General features: G+C 69.0%; 18 protein-coding genes. 3 read left to right on the forward strand and 15 right to left on the reverse strand.

Annotation, left to right across the window (positions count from 1 at the left end):
- Nucleotides 1-675 precede the first annotated feature (675 nt).
- Complete coding sequence (locus AB0M36_RS26470; protein ID WP_364162168.1) at nt 676-972, reverse strand: WXG100 family type VII secretion target; 297 nt, start codon at nt 970-972, stop codon at nt 676-678.
- 25 nt (nt 973-997) lie between these two features.
- On the reverse strand, nt 998-1330 hold the full coding sequence (locus tag AB0M36_RS26475; RefSeq protein WP_364162171.1) for a WXG100 family type VII secretion target: 333 nt from the start codon (nt 1328-1330) through the stop codon (nt 998-1000).
- A gap of 373 nt (nt 1331-1703) precedes the next feature.
- On the opposite strand from AB0M36_RS26475, the gene eccE reads away from it, so the two are divergent.
- Nucleotides 1704-3503: a type VII secretion protein EccE gene (eccE, locus tag AB0M36_RS26480; protein WP_364162407.1), complete on the forward strand. Its 1800-nt coding sequence runs from the start codon at nt 1704-1706 to the stop codon at nt 3501-3503.
- A gap of 382 nt (nt 3504-3885) precedes the next feature.
- Here the strand turns inward: eccE and AB0M36_RS26485 are convergent, their stop codons facing one another.
- From AB0M36_RS26485 to AB0M36_RS26495, 3 genes are all read right to left on the reverse strand, one after another.
- Nucleotides 3886-5058: a calcium-binding protein gene (locus tag AB0M36_RS26485; protein WP_364162174.1), complete on the reverse strand. Its 1173-nt coding sequence runs from the start codon at nt 5056-5058 to the stop codon at nt 3886-3888.
- Nucleotides 5059-5159: 101 nt separating this feature from the next.
- On the reverse strand, nt 5160-5711 hold the full coding sequence (locus AB0M36_RS26490; RefSeq protein WP_364162176.1) for a SigE family RNA polymerase sigma factor: 552 nt from the start codon (nt 5709-5711) through the stop codon (nt 5160-5162).
- A complete protein-coding gene (locus tag AB0M36_RS26495; protein WP_364162179.1) occupies nt 5708-6298 on the reverse strand; it encodes a permease-like cell division protein FtsX in 591 nt (196 codons plus the stop codon). The genes AB0M36_RS26490 and AB0M36_RS26495 overlap by 4 nt, the downstream gene beginning before the upstream one ends.
- A gap of 200 nt (nt 6299-6498) precedes the next feature.
- On the opposite strand from AB0M36_RS26495, the gene AB0M36_RS26500 reads away from it, so the two are divergent.
- Both AB0M36_RS26500 and rarD read left to right on the forward strand, forming a co-directional pair.
- Nucleotides 6499-6879, forward strand: a complete 381-nt coding sequence (locus tag AB0M36_RS26500) for a phage holin family protein (RefSeq protein ID WP_364162182.1) — start codon at nt 6499-6501, stop codon at nt 6877-6879.
- A gap of 109 nt (nt 6880-6988) precedes the next feature.
- Nucleotides 6989-7927 (forward strand): EamA family transporter RarD, encoded by a 939-nt coding sequence (rarD, locus tag AB0M36_RS26505; protein WP_364162185.1) that lies wholly within the window; start codon nt 6989-6991, stop codon nt 7925-7927.
- 19 nt (nt 7928-7946) lie between these two features.
- Here the strand turns inward: rarD and AB0M36_RS26510 are convergent, their stop codons facing one another.
- From AB0M36_RS26510 to nuoI, 10 genes are all read right to left on the reverse strand, one after another.
- The gene (locus AB0M36_RS26510; RefSeq protein ID WP_364162188.1) at nt 7947-8657 is read right to left on the reverse strand and encodes a zf-HC2 domain-containing protein; all 711 of its coding nucleotides are present in this window, start codon (nt 8655-8657) and stop codon (nt 7947-7949) included.
- Entirely contained in the window at nt 8654-9169 is a 516-nt protein-coding gene (locus AB0M36_RS26515; protein ID WP_364162191.1) for a sigma-70 family RNA polymerase sigma factor, read from the reverse strand. Before AB0M36_RS26515 ends, AB0M36_RS26510 begins: the two co-directional genes overlap by 4 nt.
- A 70-nt stretch (nt 9170-9239) precedes the next feature.
- The gene (locus AB0M36_RS26520; RefSeq protein WP_364162194.1) at nt 9240-10034 is read right to left on the reverse strand and encodes an IclR family transcriptional regulator C-terminal domain-containing protein; all 795 of its coding nucleotides are present in this window, start codon (nt 10032-10034) and stop codon (nt 9240-9242) included.
- A 279-nt stretch (nt 10035-10313) separates the two neighbouring features.
- Complete coding sequence (locus AB0M36_RS26525) at nt 10314-11285, reverse strand: polyprenyl synthetase family protein (protein ID WP_364162410.1); 972 nt, start codon at nt 11283-11285, stop codon at nt 10314-10316.
- A 292-nt stretch (nt 11286-11577) separates the two neighbouring features.
- Nucleotides 11578-13110, reverse strand: a complete 1533-nt coding sequence (gene nuoN / locus AB0M36_RS26530; protein ID WP_364162196.1) for an NADH-quinone oxidoreductase subunit NuoN — start codon at nt 13108-13110, stop codon at nt 11578-11580.
- Nucleotides 13111-13112: 2 nt separating this feature from the next.
- Nucleotides 13113-14651 (reverse strand): NADH-quinone oxidoreductase subunit M, encoded by a 1539-nt coding sequence (locus tag AB0M36_RS26535; protein WP_364162200.1) that lies wholly within the window; start codon nt 14649-14651, stop codon nt 13113-13115.
- Entirely contained in the window at nt 14651-16579 is a 1929-nt protein-coding gene (gene nuoL / locus AB0M36_RS26540) for an NADH-quinone oxidoreductase subunit L (protein ID WP_364162203.1), read from the reverse strand. The genes AB0M36_RS26535 and nuoL overlap by 1 nt, the downstream gene beginning before the upstream one ends.
- Before the next feature lie 12 nt (nt 16580-16591).
- Nucleotides 16592-16891, reverse strand: coding sequence for an NADH-quinone oxidoreductase subunit NuoK (gene nuoK, locus AB0M36_RS26545; RefSeq protein ID WP_364162206.1), 300 nt, complete (start codon nt 16889-16891; stop codon nt 16592-16594).
- Entirely contained in the window at nt 16888-17655 is a 768-nt protein-coding gene (locus AB0M36_RS26550) for an NADH-quinone oxidoreductase subunit J (protein ID WP_364162209.1), read from the reverse strand. Before AB0M36_RS26550 ends, nuoK begins: the two co-directional genes overlap by 4 nt.
- Nucleotides 17652-18242 carry an NADH-quinone oxidoreductase subunit NuoI gene (gene nuoI, locus AB0M36_RS26555; protein WP_364162212.1) on the reverse strand — a complete coding sequence of 197 codons (591 nt, stop codon included), beginning with the start codon at nt 18240-18242 and terminating at the stop codon, nt 17652-17654. The genes AB0M36_RS26550 and nuoI overlap by 4 nt, the downstream gene beginning before the upstream one ends.

Consider the following 18242-nt stretch of genomic DNA (forward strand, 5'->3'; position numbering starts at 1 on the left):
TGGTGCAACGCCCGCACCGCCTGAGATGCGGCAGCGCCCGCACCGCTCAAGATGGCGCGACGCCCGCACCGCTCGGGATATCGCCCGTCCGCAGCGCTCGAGAGGGCAGATCACCCGCAGCGCTTCCCATGCCGCAGGTCCCTCAGAACCCTCGACCACGACGCAGAGAGAGGGCCGGCGCATAACCCGCCTGCCACCGGAGAGCGGCGCCAGAGTCGGCATCCCATCGCCGAGCGCCAGACCCTGGGCACTGGGCGCCGCGCGGAAGCGCAACGCAGAGCAGCCCGTCGGATCGCACCGAAAGGTCTCCACCAACGGGGCAAAACCCCTGGCAGGTCCGCGGCAATCCCGAGCCCGTCGAGGCGCCCAGGGACTTCGTCCTCGCCCGCCACCTGAAAGAGGCCACTGCGAGGCCCCCGGGCGCGGTGCGGTCACCGGTCAGGGCGGCGACGTTCCGGAGTCGGTCACGACCGGAGTCGGTCACGACCGGAGTCGGTCACGACCGGAGCCAGCCACGACCGGAGCCAGCCACGACCGGAGCTGGAGTCGGCCACAGCTCGAGACCGTCAACCGCTCAAGCTGGTCACAGCTCGCGACCATCAATCGCCGGAGGCTGTCACCGCCGGGGACGCGGCCGGGGGCTACTCACCTGGAGCAGCCCCGGCCACCCACGAATCAGCCCGCGAAGCGCTTCTCCGCATTGCCCTCAGTCGTCGCATAGTCCAGCGCCGACTGGTCCACCGCGGCCTTGATGTCGCGGAGGATGTTCTTGAGGTCAGTGGCCGCCGTGGTCCACTTGTTTTGGCGCTGGCGGTATGCCTCCTGCGCCTTGCCTTCCCAGGTGTCGACCAGGGGGCGGGCGTCGTGTTCCAGCTTGCCGAGATCGGTCTCGAGCTTGTTCAGGGCAGCCTGAATGTCGGCGCTGGCCGTTTCCAGGGCGCCGAAGTTCACGCGAAGCAAACCGTCGTTCATCGAGTGACTCTCCCCACTGTCAGTTCTAGAGCGGCAGGCTGACGCCGCCGCCGCCGGACTTGGTCACCGTGCTCGCGGCTGCGCTGTCGGTGCTCTCGTAGCTGACACCCGAACTGCGGATCGCTTCGGCGGTGTCGGCCAGGGCCTTGTTCAGGTCGGCCAGATCCCGCTGGTACTGGTTCTTGACCGTCTCGAACGCCCGGCCTCCAGCACCCACCCACGCGGTCTGGAGTGCTGAGAGCTCCCCCATGAGCTTGTTGAGCATGGAGGTCAACGACGAGTTCACGTCATCGAAATCCTTCGCGGCCGCCGCCATCGCCTCGGCTTGTACCTTCGTCTGGGCCACCCCGGACGTCACCCCGCTTCCTTGATCGTCTGCGTTGCGCCGTGCCCTGGATGGGCGGGCCGTACTGGTGATACGACGCACCGGCGCATTGACGTGGCCCCCAGGTTAGCCCCTACCGCGAAGCAGCGGGGGGCACCCTGAGCAGCTCTTATCCCGTTCTGAACAATGACCGTAGCCGGCTGGGCGCGGCAACGCTAACCCCGGCGTGAGCCTGTGGATATCCACACGTTGGTTATCCACAGCCCCACCCACCATCGAACGCCGAGCCATACGATGGCTCCTCGCAAGCACAACCACTATCGAAGGGCGGCGCGGGGTGACGGCAGAGGCGGTAAGCGGCCGCAGCTTCCCGGAGCTGAGCGGCGGCGGTCAGCGCCTGCCCAAGGTGCACCAACAGCGTGTCCGGCATGGGCGATTGTTCGGTATTCGCACCGGTCAACTCGTCAGCACCCAAGCGGCCGCCGTGACCCTGCTGATCGGCGCCGTCAACGGGCCGATCGCTCTCGGCGCGGCGGTATTCGTGGCTATTGTCCTATTTGCCGTGACCTGGCTGCGATTGCGTGGGCGATGGGCGTTCGAGTGGCTGGGCACGGCGATGAAATACACGGGCCGGCGCCACGTCGGCTCGATCGGGGCCACGCCGACCGCACTGCTCGAGTTCGTCACACCGGGCGCCGCCGTCGAGCAGATGGCAATGGCCGGTGATCCCGCCGCGATCATCGTCGACGGGCAGGGCCTCACCGCCATTCTCGAGCTCGGCGATCCGACTGGCCTGCTCGCCGAGGAGGCCGGTGCGGTGCCATCGCCGGCCGGCCTGCTCCCCCCGGCCGACGCGGAACATCCACCGTGCCGCATCCAACTAGTGCTCACCGGGGCTCCTGCCCCTTCCCTGCGGGCCGGCGGCGGCACGCCCGCCAACTCGTACCGTCAATTGACCGAGGGTCGCCTGCTCGGCCACAGCCGAGCGCTACTCGCCGTCCGCGTGCTGCGCGCCGAGGGTTGGTCCGAGGGCGACCTGCGGCTGGCCCTGTCCGGGCTGGTCCGCAAGCTGCTGCGTCGGCTCGCACCGACCCCGGCTCGCCCCCTCGGCGAGGCAGCCGCCCTGCGAGCCATCGCCGACCTCGCCCACGACGACGGCACCGGCGAGGTTCAGGAGAGCTGGCCGGGTCTCCGAGTCGGCGGCCTGACGCAGGTGACGTTCCGGCTCCGCCGCTGGCCCGACCTGCGGATCGAGACGTCTCAACGCATCATCGCCCGCATACTCGCCCTGCCGACGGCGGCAACGACGGTTGCGCTCGGTGCCGGGCCACATTCACCCACGGGTACGGACACAGCTATCGACCTCACCGTCCGCCTCGCCGCACCCGATGCCGCGACGTTGTCGTTCGCCACCCAGTCGCTGCGCAAACTCCTCGCCGCCGAGCGGGCCACCATTCAACGCCTCGACGGCGAGCACCTCGCCGGCCTGACCGCGACCCTGCCACTGGGCATTCCGACGGCACCGGCGATCCCTGGCCGTCCCGCGGTCGACGGCCTCGGCGGCCATCGGGCCGACCTGCTCGACAACCTCGAACTGCCGATCAGCAACGCGGGCCTGATGATCGGCAGCAACCGCCGGGGCGACCCGGTCATCGCCCGGTTGTTCCGGCCAGAGCAAACCCGCGCTCTGCTCGTCGGAGGTGTGCGCTGCGCACAGCTCGTATCGCTCCGTGCGATGGCGCTGGGCGCGCGGGTGGTCGTCCAGACCGCACGGCCGCAGGCTTGGGAACCCTTCGTACGTGGTGCCGCGGTTCCCGGCGAGTCGATTGCCGTCATCCCGCCGGGCCGGGCCGTGGACATCCCCCCGGGCTCGGCCCTGCACCCACTCTTGATCGTGATGGACGTCGGCCCGGTGGGCGCGGACAGCCGTCCGGGATCAGGTTGGCAGACCACCCTGGTGGTCCGCGACAGCTTCAGCACGGCGGACGCGGACGTCGCGTCCCGGGCAGACCTCCTGCTCGTGCAGCCCCTCCGCACGGACGAGGCCGAGCTCGTCGGGAAGACCCTCGGCTTGGGCGAGACAGCGGCCTGGCTGACTCAGATCCGCGCGGACATGGTCGCGGTAATCAACCGCCGCGCGGTCCGCTGGGCGGTCCTGTCCCAAACCCCCATCGAAGCCCAGCTGATCGGCCCCCCAAGCCGCTAACCCGACCCCAGGCCGCGAAGTCGTGCCTGCGCCACCCGCACAGAACACGACGGCACACCAGCACGCCAACAAACGCGCTACACGGCTCGACCCAAGCCGCTAAGCCTGCGCTTTCACCTGCGGCCTGGAGACATCGCCCCGCCACGAGGTAGGGCACGACGGACGGCGGGGGGCGGTTGGCCAGGTTCCGGCGTGAGTTCCCCGGTGTCTGACCGCCCGCGCTGATGCGTTGTTCGAGCGGCCAGCCATCGACCGCGTTGTTCGAGCGGCCAGCCATCGACCGCTAACGAGGTGCGGACGTGACGGGGCATCGCCGTACTACGGGCCCGCAGCCGTTACCGGCATAGACGTGCGGGCCCGAGCAGTGGCTATCCGCGAAGTGTCACCAGGGCTGGAACGTCTCGCAGGAGACCAGGGTGACGGTCTCGCGTCGGCCGTTGCACACGTCGTTGTTCTCGCCGCCGTCGAGGAAGCCGACACCGTGGTAGACGAAGAGAAGGTCGTCGCCCGCCTCGCCGTAGAGCTTGTTGTCGCCGTCGCCGCCGCGCAAGTCGTCGTTGCCGCCGCCACCGAGAATGGTGTCGTTGCCGTCCCAGCCGCTGATCTCGTTGGCCGCCGCGTTACCGACGAGGCGGTCGTTGCCCGAGCCGCCGTCGAGGAGTTCCACGTCGGCGCCGACGGTATCGTGCTCGCCGGCCACACCGTCGTCGCGGGACACGCCGTTCAGGGAGATGGCAAGGGGCTTCCGGTAGCCCTGGTAGCCGACCATGTCCCGGCCGGTGCCACCGAGCAGCACGTCGGCGGAGACCTTGCGGTCGTCGGGGTCGCCGTACAGCTGGTCGTCGCCGGCGCCACCCTCGATGCGGTCCGCGCCGTACCAGGCGTTGAGGAAGTCGTTGCCGTTGCCGCCGTACAGCTTGTCGTTGCCGTTGTCGCCGAAGAGGTCGTCGTTGCCGTTGCCGCCGTGGATCACGTCGTTGCCGGAGCGATGGGGCGCGTTGATGCAGTCGGTGTCGCCGAGGACCCGGTCGTTGCCGTCACCCGCGGAGACGTAGTCGGACCCGTCACCGGCGTAGATCAGGTCGTTGCCGCCCCCGCCCCAGATCCTGTCGTTGCCGTCCCCCCGGTCGCAGACGCTGTCGCCGTGCAGCTCATCGGCCTTCGGGCCGCCGACAAGCTTGTCGTTGCCCGCGCCGCCGTACGCCTCCATCCTGAGGTCGCTCTTGTTGACCACCGAGTCGTCTCGGTCGTAAACCTTGACGATCACCTTGGCGGGTGTCTTCGTGGTCCTGCAGCGGACCCGGGTCTTGTCGCCCTTGACCTGCTTGCAGTTCTTGCCGGGTCGGACAGCCACCCGGTCGTCGATCGTGACGGTCCGCCCGGAGCGGGTGATCACGACCTTGTTCTTGACCTTGTAGTCGGCCGAGAACGAGACCGTGGTGGCGCCCGCGGTCACCCATCCGTAGCTCGCCGCCGCGGCGGGGCCAGCGACGGCCGTGGCAGCAATGGTGGTGGCGGCTGAGAGAAGAAGAGCCGACCAGGCTTTACGCAACATCGAACAATCCCCCGATATAGATATCGGCGGCATCCTAGCCTGGCACGTCGACCGTTTCAGCAGAGACCGGCAACAGCTTCAGGGAACCCGCTGTGGCCCTCTCATTGCCGGACGAAATCGGCGCCCAGGAGCTCCCGCAACCGGGCCAGCGCGCGCATACTGCGCATCTTTACCACCGAGGCCGAGACGCCGAGAATCTCCGCGACCGTGTCGACGCTGTGGTCCTCCCAGTGCCGCAGCACCACGATGGCCTGGTCCCGGACCGGTAGGGCGGCCAGCGCCCGCATCAACGTGACGTGCAGGTCCGCGTCGGGTGCGACCAACTGCCCGGGCTGGTCGGGCAGATCCGCGAGGAGGACCTCGGAGTCGCTGCGGCGTTTCCGCTGGTCGAAGACCGCGTTCATCAGGACCCGGCGGCTGTACGCCTCCAGGTTCGCCGTGCGCCAGATCCGGCCCCATGATGCGTACATCTTCGCCAGGGTCAGCTGCGTCAGGTCCTGGGCCAGATGCCAATCGCGGCACATCAGATACGCGGTACGCCGCAACCTGGGCGTGGCGGCCGCGACGAACGCGGCGAACTCCTCGTCCCGGGCCACCCGCTCACGCCGCCAGGAGAAATTCCAGCCCGCCTCGGAAGACACGATGTCGGTCACCTGCCCGCCTCCGGGCAGGCGCTGCCGACGAGATCCGCCACGCCGGCACGATCGCGGAACTTCGCGGCGAACGCCGGGTACCCGGACGGCTCGGCCAGTGTCATCCGGAACGACTCCGGCACGGAGTCAGCGGAGAGCGAGGCTACGAAATCCGGGCTGTCCGCCCAGAGTTTCTTGAACCGGGCGAACGCCTCCTCGCGGCTTTCGAACCGCAGGTCCCGCACCAGAGGATCAGCCTGCAACGCGGCCCGCAGATCGGACCGCTGCGACTCCGTGATCTCGTAAGCAAGGAAGATCGAAGCGTCGGAAGCGCGGTCCCGCGCCGGCCACGTACACCTCGGGTCCGCCGGAGCCATCATCGCCTGGGCGGCCGAAATCCCCGGCGGCGGCGCGGCGGGCGCCACGCTCACGTTCACCGCGACTACCGCGGCGACAACCGCCGCGGCTGCGGCACCTCCCGCCAGCAGCCCGCGCCGGCGGCGGATCCGCCGGCCCTGGGCCATGGCCATCCGAGCCGGGTCGCCCGGCGGGGGTACGGGCTCGTCATCAAGGGCCCGTTCGAAAAGGCCTCGCAGGTCCTGCTCCACAACACGCTCTCCTGATATCCGGTGGCTTCCTTCCTTCAATGACTGGCTGGGCCAACGGATCGGTCACACTATCTCGCCACACCCAGCCACTGACTCTCCGCAGCGCAAAACTCACCATTGGGACCCCATGTCGGTCCGCTCGAACAAGATCGCGGAGTGTTGCTGCTCTTGGTGGCCCGGGCGTGGCACCATCGCCAGCCATGGGCATCATCATCCGGCTGGTGATCACCGCCGTCTCGCTGTGGATCGCCACTCTGGTCATCGACGGCATCCGGCTCACAACCGACTCAGTTTCCGGGCAGGCCGGCGCGCTTCTTGCCGTCGCTGTCATCTTCGGCATCGTGAACGCCGTACTTCGACCGATCATCAAGATGGTCGGTTGCGGGCTGTACGTCCTCACGCTCGGCCTGATCTCCCTGGTGGTGAACGGGCTTCTCTTCCTGCTCACCAGCTGGATCGCCGGCCGGTTGGACCTGCCGTTCCACGTGGACGACTTCTGGCCCAGCGCTGTCCTCGGCGCTCTGCTCGTCGGGGTCGTGAGCTGGCTGCTCAACATGCTCGTTCCCGACGGCGACGACTGACCGCACCAAAACAATCCGGGCCACCGGGGCGAGGCGCAGAAACGCGTCGCCCCGGTGAGCTTGGACATATGCAAGGACCGCTACCCCTTACGCACCTTACGGTGGAGATATGGGCGAGGAGCGGCGTGGATATCTGTACGGGTTGACCGCCTACGTGCTCTGGGGCTTCTTCCCGATCTACTTCAAGCTGCTCAAGCCGTCCCCACCCCTGGAAATCCTCGCGCACCGCATCGTCTGGTCTGTCGTATTCGTCGGTCTGCTGCTCGCCGCCGCGCGTAACTGGCGGTTCGTCGGCCGGCTGATCCGGGATCGGCGGCTGCTCGGCGGTGTCACGCTCGCCGCCCTGCTCATCGGGGTGAACTGGGCCACCTACATCTACGGTGTCAACTCGTCGCGGGTCGTCGAGACGGCTCTCGGCTACTTCATCACCCCACTGGTCGTCGTGCTGCTCGGTGTCACCGTGCAGCGGGAACGCCTGCGGGTGTGGCAGTGGGTGGCCGTCGGGATCGGCGGTGTCGCCGTGGGTGTGCTGACCGTCGACTACGGGCGGCTGCCGTACGTCGCGCTGGTGCTGGCGGCCACCTTCGGGTCGTACAGTCTGGTGAAGAAGCGGTTGTCGCTGCCGCCGGCCGAGGGTTTGCTCGTCGAGTCGTCGGTGCTGGTGCTGCCCGCCCTTGCCTACCTGTGGTGGCTCAACGGCGATGCCCAGTTCGGGCACGTCTCGGCCTGGCACACCGCGCTCATGGTGCTGTCGGGCGTAGCCACCGCCGTACCGTTGATGCTGTTCGCCGGGGCCGCCAACCGGGTGCCGCTGGTCGGTCTCGGGATTCTTCAGTACGTCGCGCCGATCCTGCAGCTCGCCTGCGGGGTCCTGATCTTCCATGAGCCGATGCCGGCGCCGCGCCTCGTGGGGTTCGCGCTGGTCTGGACCGCTCTGGTGATCTTCACGGTGGACGGACTGCGACGGGCGAGGACGGGTGCGGGAAAGACGGTGGCCGGCTCCGCGGCCGCCACCGCGGAGCCGGCTACCGCGCTACCGCCGCGCTGACGGCCCAAGGGGCGGGCCGTCAGGGGACGTCGTAGGCCAGCAGTGTCCGCCCGTCGTTGCGGACCAGCGCCAGCCGGGCGAGCGACCCACCGGCGAAGTGCGTGACGCTGGACATGCTGAATTCCTTGCCGGGTGAGGCGGTCCACGAGCCGAGCTGCTCGCTCTCCTTGTCCGGCCCGTACGCCATCAGGCGGATGGTGTACGGCTCCGACTCGGCGTTCACCCGGTTGTACGCGCACAAAAGCTTGATCTTGGTCCCGCCGGCCGCGCCCGCGAGACTGATCTGGGCACTCACCGGCACCTGGTCCGCGGCGGGTGTCATCGCGATCGTCGGGCCCCAGGCGTCGGGGTCCGCACCGCCGCCCCGCTCGTCCATCCAGAAGACCGCGCCGATGCCCACCACGAGGGCGAGGCAGGCCGCCGCCAGGGCCGTGCCCAGCACGCGCCACCGCACCCGCTTGCGTTCCTGACGCCGGGTCGTCTGCGCGACCGTGACCAGGTCCGGCACGCTTACCCGGCGGCGGGGTGGCCGCGCGGCTTCCGGTTCCAGCAGGCGTTCGAAGTCGCTCGGGTCGAGGCGGCCGAGCAGTCCCGGCAGGACCGCGATGTCGGCCACCGCTTCACGGCAGAACGAGCAGGTGGCGAGGTGCCGTTCGTAGGCGGCGCGCTCGGACGGCGACAGGGCGCCCAGGACGTACGCACCGTCGTCGTGCTCGTGGTCGCATCTCACCCTGTCACCCCCATCTCGTCCAGCACCATGCGCAGCGAGCGCAGGGCGTAGTGCGTGCGTGACTTCACCGTGCCCGGCGGCACGCCCAGCCGGGCGGCCGCCTCGGCGACCGATCGTCCCTGGTAGAAGCATTCGACGAGGACCTCGCGATGGCTGGTCGAGAGCCGCCCCAGCGCCTCGGCGACCGTCCACGCCTCTACCGCCCGATCCGCCTCGTCCGCGCTGGGCGGAGGCTCGGGAATCATGTCTGTGACCACCTCGTCGACCCGTACCGACCGCCGCCGCCAGGCATCGATGGCCAGGTTGCGGGCGGTGGTGAACAGCCATGACCGCACCGTTCCCCGCTGCGGATCCAGCGCCTCGGGATAGCGCCAGGCCCGGAGGAGGGTTTCCTGCACGAGGTCCTCGGCCCGCTGACGGTCGCCCCCGGAGAGGCGCACGGCGTGCGCGAAGAGGGCGTCCCCGTGCTCGTCCTGCAGAGCGCGCAGCAGATCGGCGTCATGACTTTCCAAGGCTGCCGACCTCCCTCGCGCGTTCCACCCTGTCTTACGGGCGAGGAGGGTCGGCGGGTTCAACGCAGAGTCAGGCGGTGGCGGCGTCTCCGGTGGACAGGGCCTCGGCGACGCTGCGCGCGGCCGAGGTCAGCTTGGCCCGGACCACCCGGGCCGAGGTCAGCATCTCCGCGGCGGGCAGCGCGCAGGCGAGCACCAGCCGGCGCTCCATGTCCCGGTCGGTGATGACGTTGACCGCGGCGCAGGCGAGCCCCTGGCGGAACTGGCCCATCTCCAACTGCATCCCCCGCCGCTCACCGGCGGCCAGGTCGGCCTCGAGCGCCTCGGGGGTGGTCAGGGTGGCCGGGGTGAAGGCACGCATGCCCCAGTCGCGCAGATATCGGGCACGCTGGTCGGCGGTGAGCGTGGCCAGCAGGGCCTTGCCGAGCGCGGTGGCGTGGCCGCCCTCGTCGAAGCCGGGGGCCATGTCGTCCATGAACGGCGAGCGGGCGCCCTCGGCGCAGGCGGTCACCGCTATCCGGCCGCCGACGAACCTGCCGAGGTAGTGGCTGTAGCCGGTTTCGACGGCCGCGCGCCGCAACGCCTCGCCGACCGAGGGTGGGCCGCGGAACGCCGAGACCAGTTCACGGTATCGGTCCGCGATCTCCAGGCCGACGATGTACGTGCCGTCCTCACGTCTGATCACATAGCCCTCGTACGCCAAGGTGCGCACGAGGTGGTACGTCGTCGCAACGGTCAGCTCGCACCGCCGAGCGATCTGTTTCACGGTGAGTCCGCGCGGGGCCCGACCTACCGACTCGAGCACACGCAGGGCGCGTGACACGCTCCGGATGAGATCTGACGGCTCCGCCAGGGGGTCGCGCACTGCTACCTCCGACGCCGGGGACTTACACCATATGAATAATCTTCCCCGGACGGAATGCCTAAAGCGTGTCGACCATGACCAATCTCTACGGCACGTGTGGCTCTTGACACTCACCGTCTAGATCGATGGGCATGAACGCGCAGGCGGCAGCTAGTGGCCGATCGTGGACGCGGCGCTATGACCAGCAACGATGCGACTAGACCGGCCGTCGCATTATCACGGCCCTCGCAAATGCGATGCCCGCCGGGCACCCCACCATGTGGACGGTGGTGCGCGGGATCAGCTCGTGCGGTCAGCGATGAAGTCGCAGAGCGACTCCATGGCGCGCCGCGGCGACCCGTCCGGCAGCGGCGCGAGCCGCGTGCGGGCGTCCTCCGCGTAGGTGCGGACGGTCTCGCGCGCCTGCTTCATCGCCCTCGACTCGCGCAGCAGCCCCAGAGCCTCGGCATGCAGCGCGTCGTCGACGAGCGGCCCGGAGCGCAGCAACTCCCGCAGGCGCACGGCGGACGCGTCCGCATCGTCGTCGGCGAGCGCGTAGAGCACCGGCAGGGTGGGGACACCCTCACGCAGGTCGGTGCCGGGGGTCTTGCCCGATTGCACCGACTCCGAGGCGATGTCGAGCAGGTCGTCGGAGAGCTGGAAGGCGACGCCGATCGTTTCGCCGTACCCGGCGAGGGCCTCGACGTGCGCGGGGGTCGCGCCGGAGAAGAGGCCGCCGAAGCGGGCCGACGTCGCGATGAGTGACGCGGTCTTCTCGGCGATCACGTGTAGGTAGTGCTCGATCGCGTCGCTGTCGCGCGGACCGACGGTCTCGGCGATCTGGCCGTGCACGAGCCGGGAGAACGTCTGCGCCTGCAGCCGGACGGCCTCGGTGCCCAGCGTGGCCGCGATGTCGGCGGCACGGGCGAAGAGGTAGTCGCCGACGAGGATCGCCACGGAGTTGCCCCAGCGGGCGTTGGCGCTCGGCGCACCGCGCCGCACCGCGGCCTCGTCCATGACATCGTCGTGATAGAGCGTGGCCAGGTGGGTGAGCTCGACGACCAGGGCCGCCGGCACGATCTCGGCCCGCGAGGGATCACCGAACTGCGCTCCGAGCGCCACGATCAGCGGGCGGAACCGCTTGCCGCCGGCGTCCATCAGGTGCCGGGCGGCCTCGGCCACCAGGGGATCGGCGCTGGCGACGTTGCTGCGCAGCTGATCCTCCACGACGGTGAGCGTCGCCGAAACCGACGCGTCGACCGCGGGGTCGATGTCGAGGCCGAGCGACGTCAGCGCGCTGTCAGCAGTCACACATTCACGATGCCATACCGCTTTCCCGTGGCTGCTCCAGGGGGGACGATCAGAATCATGCTTTGGTACGGGCACAGCCCGCTCGAGGGGCACACGGGCGAAGGAAGTGCCTGGTCAGGCCCGCACTAAGCCGCCGGGCGGAGCTGCCGGGCGAAACCCCGGTGCCGAGCCGCCCCGGGGAAAATCGTCCGGCGAAAACTGTGGGAATGCGAACAGCCCCGGCCAGCTGGCCGGGGCTGTTACGACATGCCGCTTATCTCGCGAATTGAGCGGCGTCTCTGGTCAGATCGAGCAGCGGCTCCGGGACCACGCCCAGCGCGAAGGTCGCGATCACGCCGATCGACAGGGCGGCCGCGGTCAGGAAGCCCGGAACGGAGACCGCGGGCGTGGTCTCGCCCGGCTCCGACAGCCACATCATCACGATGACCCGCAGGTACGGGAACGCCAGCAGCATGCTGGTGATGACGCCGACGATGACCAGCCAGGTCTGCCCGCCCTCGATCGCCGCGCCGAAGACCGCGAACTTGCTCGTGAAGCCGCTGGTGAGCGGGATGCCCGCGAAGGCCAGCAGGATGAACGAGAAGATCCCGGCGAACACCGGGCTCTTGCGGCCCAGCCCGGCCCAGCGGGACAGGTGGGTGGCCTCTCCCTCGGCGTCGCGCACGAGCGAGACCACGCCGAACGCGGCCAGCACCGAGAAGCCGTACGCGACCAGGTAGAACATCGTGCTAGACAGGCCCTGCTTGTTGAGCGCCAGGACGCCCACCAGCAGGTAGCCCGCGTTCGCGATCGACGAGTACGCCAGCAGCCGCTTCATGTCGGTCTGGGTGACCGCCAGCACGGCGCCGACCAACATGGTCAGGATGGCGATGACGCCGAGCACCGGCTGGTAGTTCCACCGGGCGCCGTCGAACGCCACGTAGAGCACGCGCAGCAGCGCACCGAACGCCGCCACCTTGGTGCAGGCCGCCATCAGCGCGGTGATCGGCGTCGGGGCGCCCTGGTAGACGTCCGGGGTCCAGACGTGGAACGGCGCCGCCGCGCTCTTGAACAGCAGGCCGATGGAAACCAGCGCGAGCCCGCCGAACAGCAGGATCTCGCTGCGGGTCGAGTCGACCGTCGCGGCGTGGATGGACGCCAGGTCCACCGCCCCGCTGTAGCCGTAGATGAGCGCCACGCCGAACAGGAAGAAGGCCGAGGCGTACGAGCCCAGCAGGAAGTACTTCAGCGCCGCTTCCTGGCTCAGCAGGCGGCGCCGGCGGGCCAGGGCGCAGAGCAGGTAGAGCGGCAGCGAGAAGACCTCGAGTGCCACGAACATCGTCAGCAGGTCGTTGGCCGCCACGAAGAGCAACATGCCGCCGAGGGCGAACACTGTCAGTGGGTACACCTCGGTGGCGCCCGGTTGACCGCCGGCCTGCTTCAGGTCCTTCTGCGAGCCGACCGTGACCGCCGCCTGGGCGACGAACGCGCCGCCGGCCTCGAGCGTCCGCTCCCCGATCAGCAGCAGCGAGACGATGCCGAGCAGCAGGATCGAGCCCTGCAGGAACAGCGTGGGCCCGTCCACCGCGATCGCGCCGCCGATGGTGACGACCTGCTTGTCGCGGACGATGATCACCATTACCAGCGCGGCGAGCAGCGACACGAGCGCCAGGCCGAGCTGAACGAGGTGGCGCCGGGCCTTGGGCACCAGGGCCTCGAAGAGGACCCCCAGGCAGGCCGCCCCGAAGAGGATCAACATCGGCGAGAGTGCCCGATAGTCGATGTCGGGAAGTTTGAGCTCTCCCATGGCTAGGGCGCCACCTTTCCGTTCGCGACCGCCGTTGGCGCCGGATCGGTCGTGCCGACGTCCTGCATGGTCGCCTGGACCGCCGGGTTGATCACATCGGTGACCGGCTTCGGGTAGAAGCCGAGGAGCAGCAGCAGGAGCACCAGCGGCGCGACCACGACCTTCTCGCGGAGGCTGATGTCCTTGTGCATCGCCGGAACCTCGGTCAGCGCCGGGTTGAGCGTGCCCTGCGTCGTGCGTTGCACCATCCAGAGCACGTACGCGGCGGCGAGGATGATGCCGGCCGTGGCGATGATCGCGTAGACCGGGTGCACGGTGAAGGTGCCGATCAGCACCAGGAACTCGCTGATGAACGGCGCCGTGCCGGGCAGCGCCAGCGACGCCAGACCGGCGAAGAACAGGACGCCCGCGAGCACCGGGACCAGCTTGCCGGCACCGCCGAAGTCGCTGACCAGCGCCGAGCCGCGGCGTGCCACGAACATGCCCACGACCAGGAAGAGCAGGCCGGTGGCGAGGCCGTGGTTGACCATGTAGAGCACCGCGCCGGTGCCGGCCTGGGTGGTGAAGGCGAAGATGCCGATGCCGATGAACCCGAAGTGGGCGATCGACGTGTAGGACACCAGCCGCTTGAGGTCGTTCTGCCCGACCGCCAGCAGCGCCGCGTAGATGATGCCGATGGCACCCAGGACCAGCGCCGCCGGGGCGAACCAGCGCGACGCCTCCGGGAAGATCGGCAGGCAGTAGCGCAGGATGCCGAAGGTACCCACCTTGTCGAGCACGCCGACGAGCAGCGCGGCCGCGGGTGCCGGGGCGGCACCACCGGCGTCCGGCAGCCAGGTGTGGAACGGGAAGAACGGGGCCTTGACCGCGAACGCGATGAAGAAGCCGAGGAACAGCCACCGCGCGGTGTTCGTCTCGAAGGCGGCCGAGGCGTCCTTGAGGGTCGCCCAGTCGAAGGTGTGCCCGCCGACCACCCAGAGCCCGATGACCGCGGCCAGCATGAAGAGGCCGCCGACCAGCGAGTAGAGGAAGAACTTCACCGCGGCGTACTGGCGGCGCTGGCCGCCGTACGAGCCGATGATGAAGTACATCGGCACCAGCATGACCTCGAAGAACACGTAGAAGAGGAACACGTCGGCGGCCGCGAAGACGCCGATCATCGTGCACTCGAGGGCGAGCAGCAGGGCGAAGTACGTCGGCACCGACCGCTGGCTCTCGTCGACGTCGTGCCAGGAGGCCAGGATGACCAGCGGCACGAGCAGCGCGATGAGCACGAGCATCACCAGCGCGATGCCGTCGGCGGCGAAGGTGAACCGCGCGTCCCAGGTGGGGATCCACTGGTAGGACTCACGGAACTGGAAGCGGTCGCCGTCGACCTGGAACGCCACCCACATGCCGATGCTCAGCGCGAGCACGACCAGCGACCACGCCAGGGCGACGATCTTGGCGAGGCCGGCATTGCTCCGCGGGAGGAAGGCCACCACTGCCGCGCCCACCAGTGGGAGCAACGTCAGGATGGACAGGAACGGGAAGTCCTTCATTACGCCAACCACCCCAGCTGGATCGCGAGGAACGCGCCGACGACCAGCACGGCGCCGGTGAGCATGGACAACGCGTACGAGCGGACGAAACCGGTCTGCAGCCGGCGCAGGCGCCCCGAGCTGCCGCCGACGGCCGCCGCCAGGCCGTTCACCGCGCCGTCGATGCCCCGGTTGTCGAGGTAGACCAGGGCGCGGGTCAGGTAGATGCCGGGCCGCTCGAACACCGCCTCGTTGAAGGCGTCGGTGTAGAGGTTGCGCCGGGCCGCCCGCACCAGCGCACCGGCGGGCTGCTCCTGCTCGGCGGTGCCGTTGCGGAACAGCGTCCAGGCCAGGCCCGCGCCGATCAGCGTGACCACGATGCCCAGGATGCCGACCACTGTGTGCGAGAGGACCGCGTGCGGGTGTTCTTCCTCCACCGCGCCGAAGACCGGCACCAGCCAGTCCGGGACGGAGGTGGACATCAGGAAGCCGGCCGCGACCGAGCCGACCGCCAGCAGCATCAGCGGCACGGTCATGATGAACGGCGACTCGTGCGGGTGCTTGTTCTCCGCGGTGTACCGCTCGGGACCGTGGAAGGTCAGCACGTAGAGCCGGGTCATGTAGAAGGCGGTCAGGCCCGCGCCGAGCAGGGCGGCCATGCCGAACAGCCAGGGCTTCCAGCCCTCGCCCTCGAAGGCGGCCGCGATGATCGGCTCCTTCGAGAAGTAGCCGGACAGCGGCGGGATGCCGATGATCGCCAGCCAGCCCATCATGAAAGTCAGCCAGGTGTACTTCATGTACTTGCTCAGGCCGCCGAAGCGGCGGATGTCGACCTGGTCGTGCATGCCGTGCATGACCGAGCCGGCCCCGAGGAACATGTTGGCCTTGAAGAAGCCGTGCGCCAGCAGGTGGATGATCGCCAGGGCGTACGCCCCGCCGCCGAGCCCGACCCCGACGAACATGTAGCCGATCTGGCTGACGGTCGACCAGGCGAGGACGCGCTTGATGTCGTCCTTCGCGGCGCCGATGATGCAGCCCATCAGCAGGGTGAGCGCACCGACGCTGACCACGATGGTCTGGAGCGTCTCGTTGGCCGAGAAGATCGCGTGGGAGCGGGCGATCAAGTAGACGCCGGCGGTGACCATCGTCGCCGCGTGGATCAGGGCGGAGACCGGGGTCGGACCCTCCATGGCGTCCGGGAGCCAGGCCTGCAGCGGGAACTGGCCGGACTTACCCGCGGCGCCAAGCAGCAGCAGGATGCCCATGATCAGCACTGTGCCGCCGGAGAGCGCGGAAACGCCGCTGAACACGTCGTCGTACTGGGTGGTGCCCATCGTCGCGAACATCATGAAGATGCCGATGGCCAGGCCGGCGTCGCCGACCCGGTTCATCAGGAACGCCTTCTTGCCGGCGGTGGCCGCCGACGGCCGGGTGTACCAGAACGAGATCAGCAGGTACGACGCGAGACCCACGCCCTCCCAGCCGAAGTAGAGCATCACGTAGTTGTTGCCGAGGACGAGCAGGAGCATCGCCGCGACGAACAGGTTGAAGTACGCGAAGAACCTGCGCCGCCCGGGGTCGTGCTCCATGTAGCCGACGGCGTACACGTGGATGAGCGATCCGACGCCGGTGATCAGCAGGACGAAGACGCCGGACAGCGGGTCGAACAGCAGCCCGAAGTCGACTTTCAGGTTGCCGACGACGATGAAGTCCCAGAGGCTCAGCTCGGCCGAGCGCGCCGCCGGGTCCAGCCCGCGCAGGCTGAAGAACATCGTCAGGCCGAGGACGAAGGTCGCCGCGACCGCCAGCACGCCGAGCCAGTGGCCCCACTTGTCCGACCTCTTGCCGAGCAGCAGGAGGACGGCCGCGCTGGCGAGCGGAATGGCGACAAGCAGCCAGATTCCGCTCAGAAGCCCCGTGGCGTGGGCGTACTCCACTGTCTGTTCCACGTGAAGGCCCCTTTAGTACTTGAGGAGGTTGGCGTCGTCGACGCTCGCCGAGCGTCGCGTCCGGAAGATCGACATGATGATCGCGAGCCCCACCACGACCTCGGCCGCCGCGACCACCATCACGAAGAACGAGATGATCTGGCCGTCGAGGTTGCCGTTGATCCGGCTGAAGGTCACCAGCGCGAGGTTCGCCGCGTTCAGCATCAGCTCGATGCACATGAACAGGACGATCGCGTTACGGCGTACCAGTACCCCGGCGGCGCCGATGGTGAAGAGGATCGCCGCGAGTACGAGGTAGTAGTCAGGAGTCACTTTTCCGTCCCCTTGGGTGCGGCTTCCTGCTCGGTCAGCTCGCGCACGGGCAGGATCGGCGAGAGGGTGCGCTCCGAGCCGCTGCCGTCCGGCAACTTGCCCGCGACGGCGACCGACATGGTGTTGGCGTAGACGCCCGGGCCCGCCTTCGCGCCGGGGTAGTTGCCCGGCCGGAAACGCTCCTTCATCCGCGTCACCTGGTCGGCCTTCTCCAGCGAGGACTGCTCGACGTGTGCGAGCACCATCGCGCCGACCGCCGCCGTGATGAGCAGGGCGGAGGTGACCTCGAAGGCGAAGACGTACTTGGTGAACAGCAGTCGGGCGATGCCCTGCACGTTGCCGGCGGCGTTCGCGTCGGCCAGCCCCACCACCGCCGAGTCACCGAGCGAGCGGGCGAGGCCGGTGGCGATCAGGCCGCCGAAGCCGGCACCCAGCAGGATCGCCGCGATCCGCTGGCCGCGCAGCGTCTCGATGAGCGAGTCGGAGGCATCCCGGCCGACGAGCATGAGTACGAAGAGGAACAGCATCATGATCGCGCCGGTGTAGACGATGATCTGCACCGCACCGAGGAACGGCGCGTCGTTGACCACGTAGAGGAAGCCCAGGCAGAACATCGTCAGGACGAGCCACAGCGCGGAGTGCACCGCGTTGCGTGCGAGCACCATGCCGAGGCCGCCAGCGACGGACAGCGTGCCCAGGATCCAGAAGCTCCAGGCCTCGGCGGTGGAGACCTGTGCGGCTGCCTCGGCCGCGTACGCCATCATCGCTTGACCTCCGCGGCCGTAGCGGCGTCCTGCGTGCCGGTCTCCGACCAGGGCGCCCGTTCGGCGCCGGCCGACGTGCCCGGGTTCGTGAGCGCGCCCAGGTAGTAGTCCTTGTCGGTGTCGCCAAGGCGCATCGGGTGCGGCGGCTGCTCCATGCCGGGCAGCAGCGGCGCCAGCAGTTCCTTCTTGGTGAAGATGAGGTCCTGCCGGTTGTCGCGGGCCAGCTCGTACTCGTTGCTCATGGTCAGCGAGCGGGTCGGGCAGGCCTCGATGCAGAGTCCGCAGAAGATGCAGCGGGCGTAGTTGATCTGGTAGATGCTGGCGTACCGCTCACCGGGCGAGAAGCGCAGCTCGTCGGTGTTGTCGCCACCCTCGACGTAGATCGCGTCCGCCGGGCAGGCCCAGGCGCACAGCTCGCAGCCGATGCACTTCTCCAGGCCGTCCGGGTGCCGGTTGAGGATGTGCCGGCCGTGGTAGCGCGGCGCCGGCTTCGGCGGGGAGAACGGATAGTCGGTCGTGATGACCTTGCGGAACATGTGCGCGAAGGTCACCCCGAAGCCCTTGAACGAGCCCGTGAACGTTCCCAC

This window comes from Actinoplanes sp. NPDC051346, assembly GCF_040682215.1.
Taxonomy (GTDB): Bacteria; Actinomycetota; Actinomycetes; order Mycobacteriales; family Micromonosporaceae; genus Actinoplanes.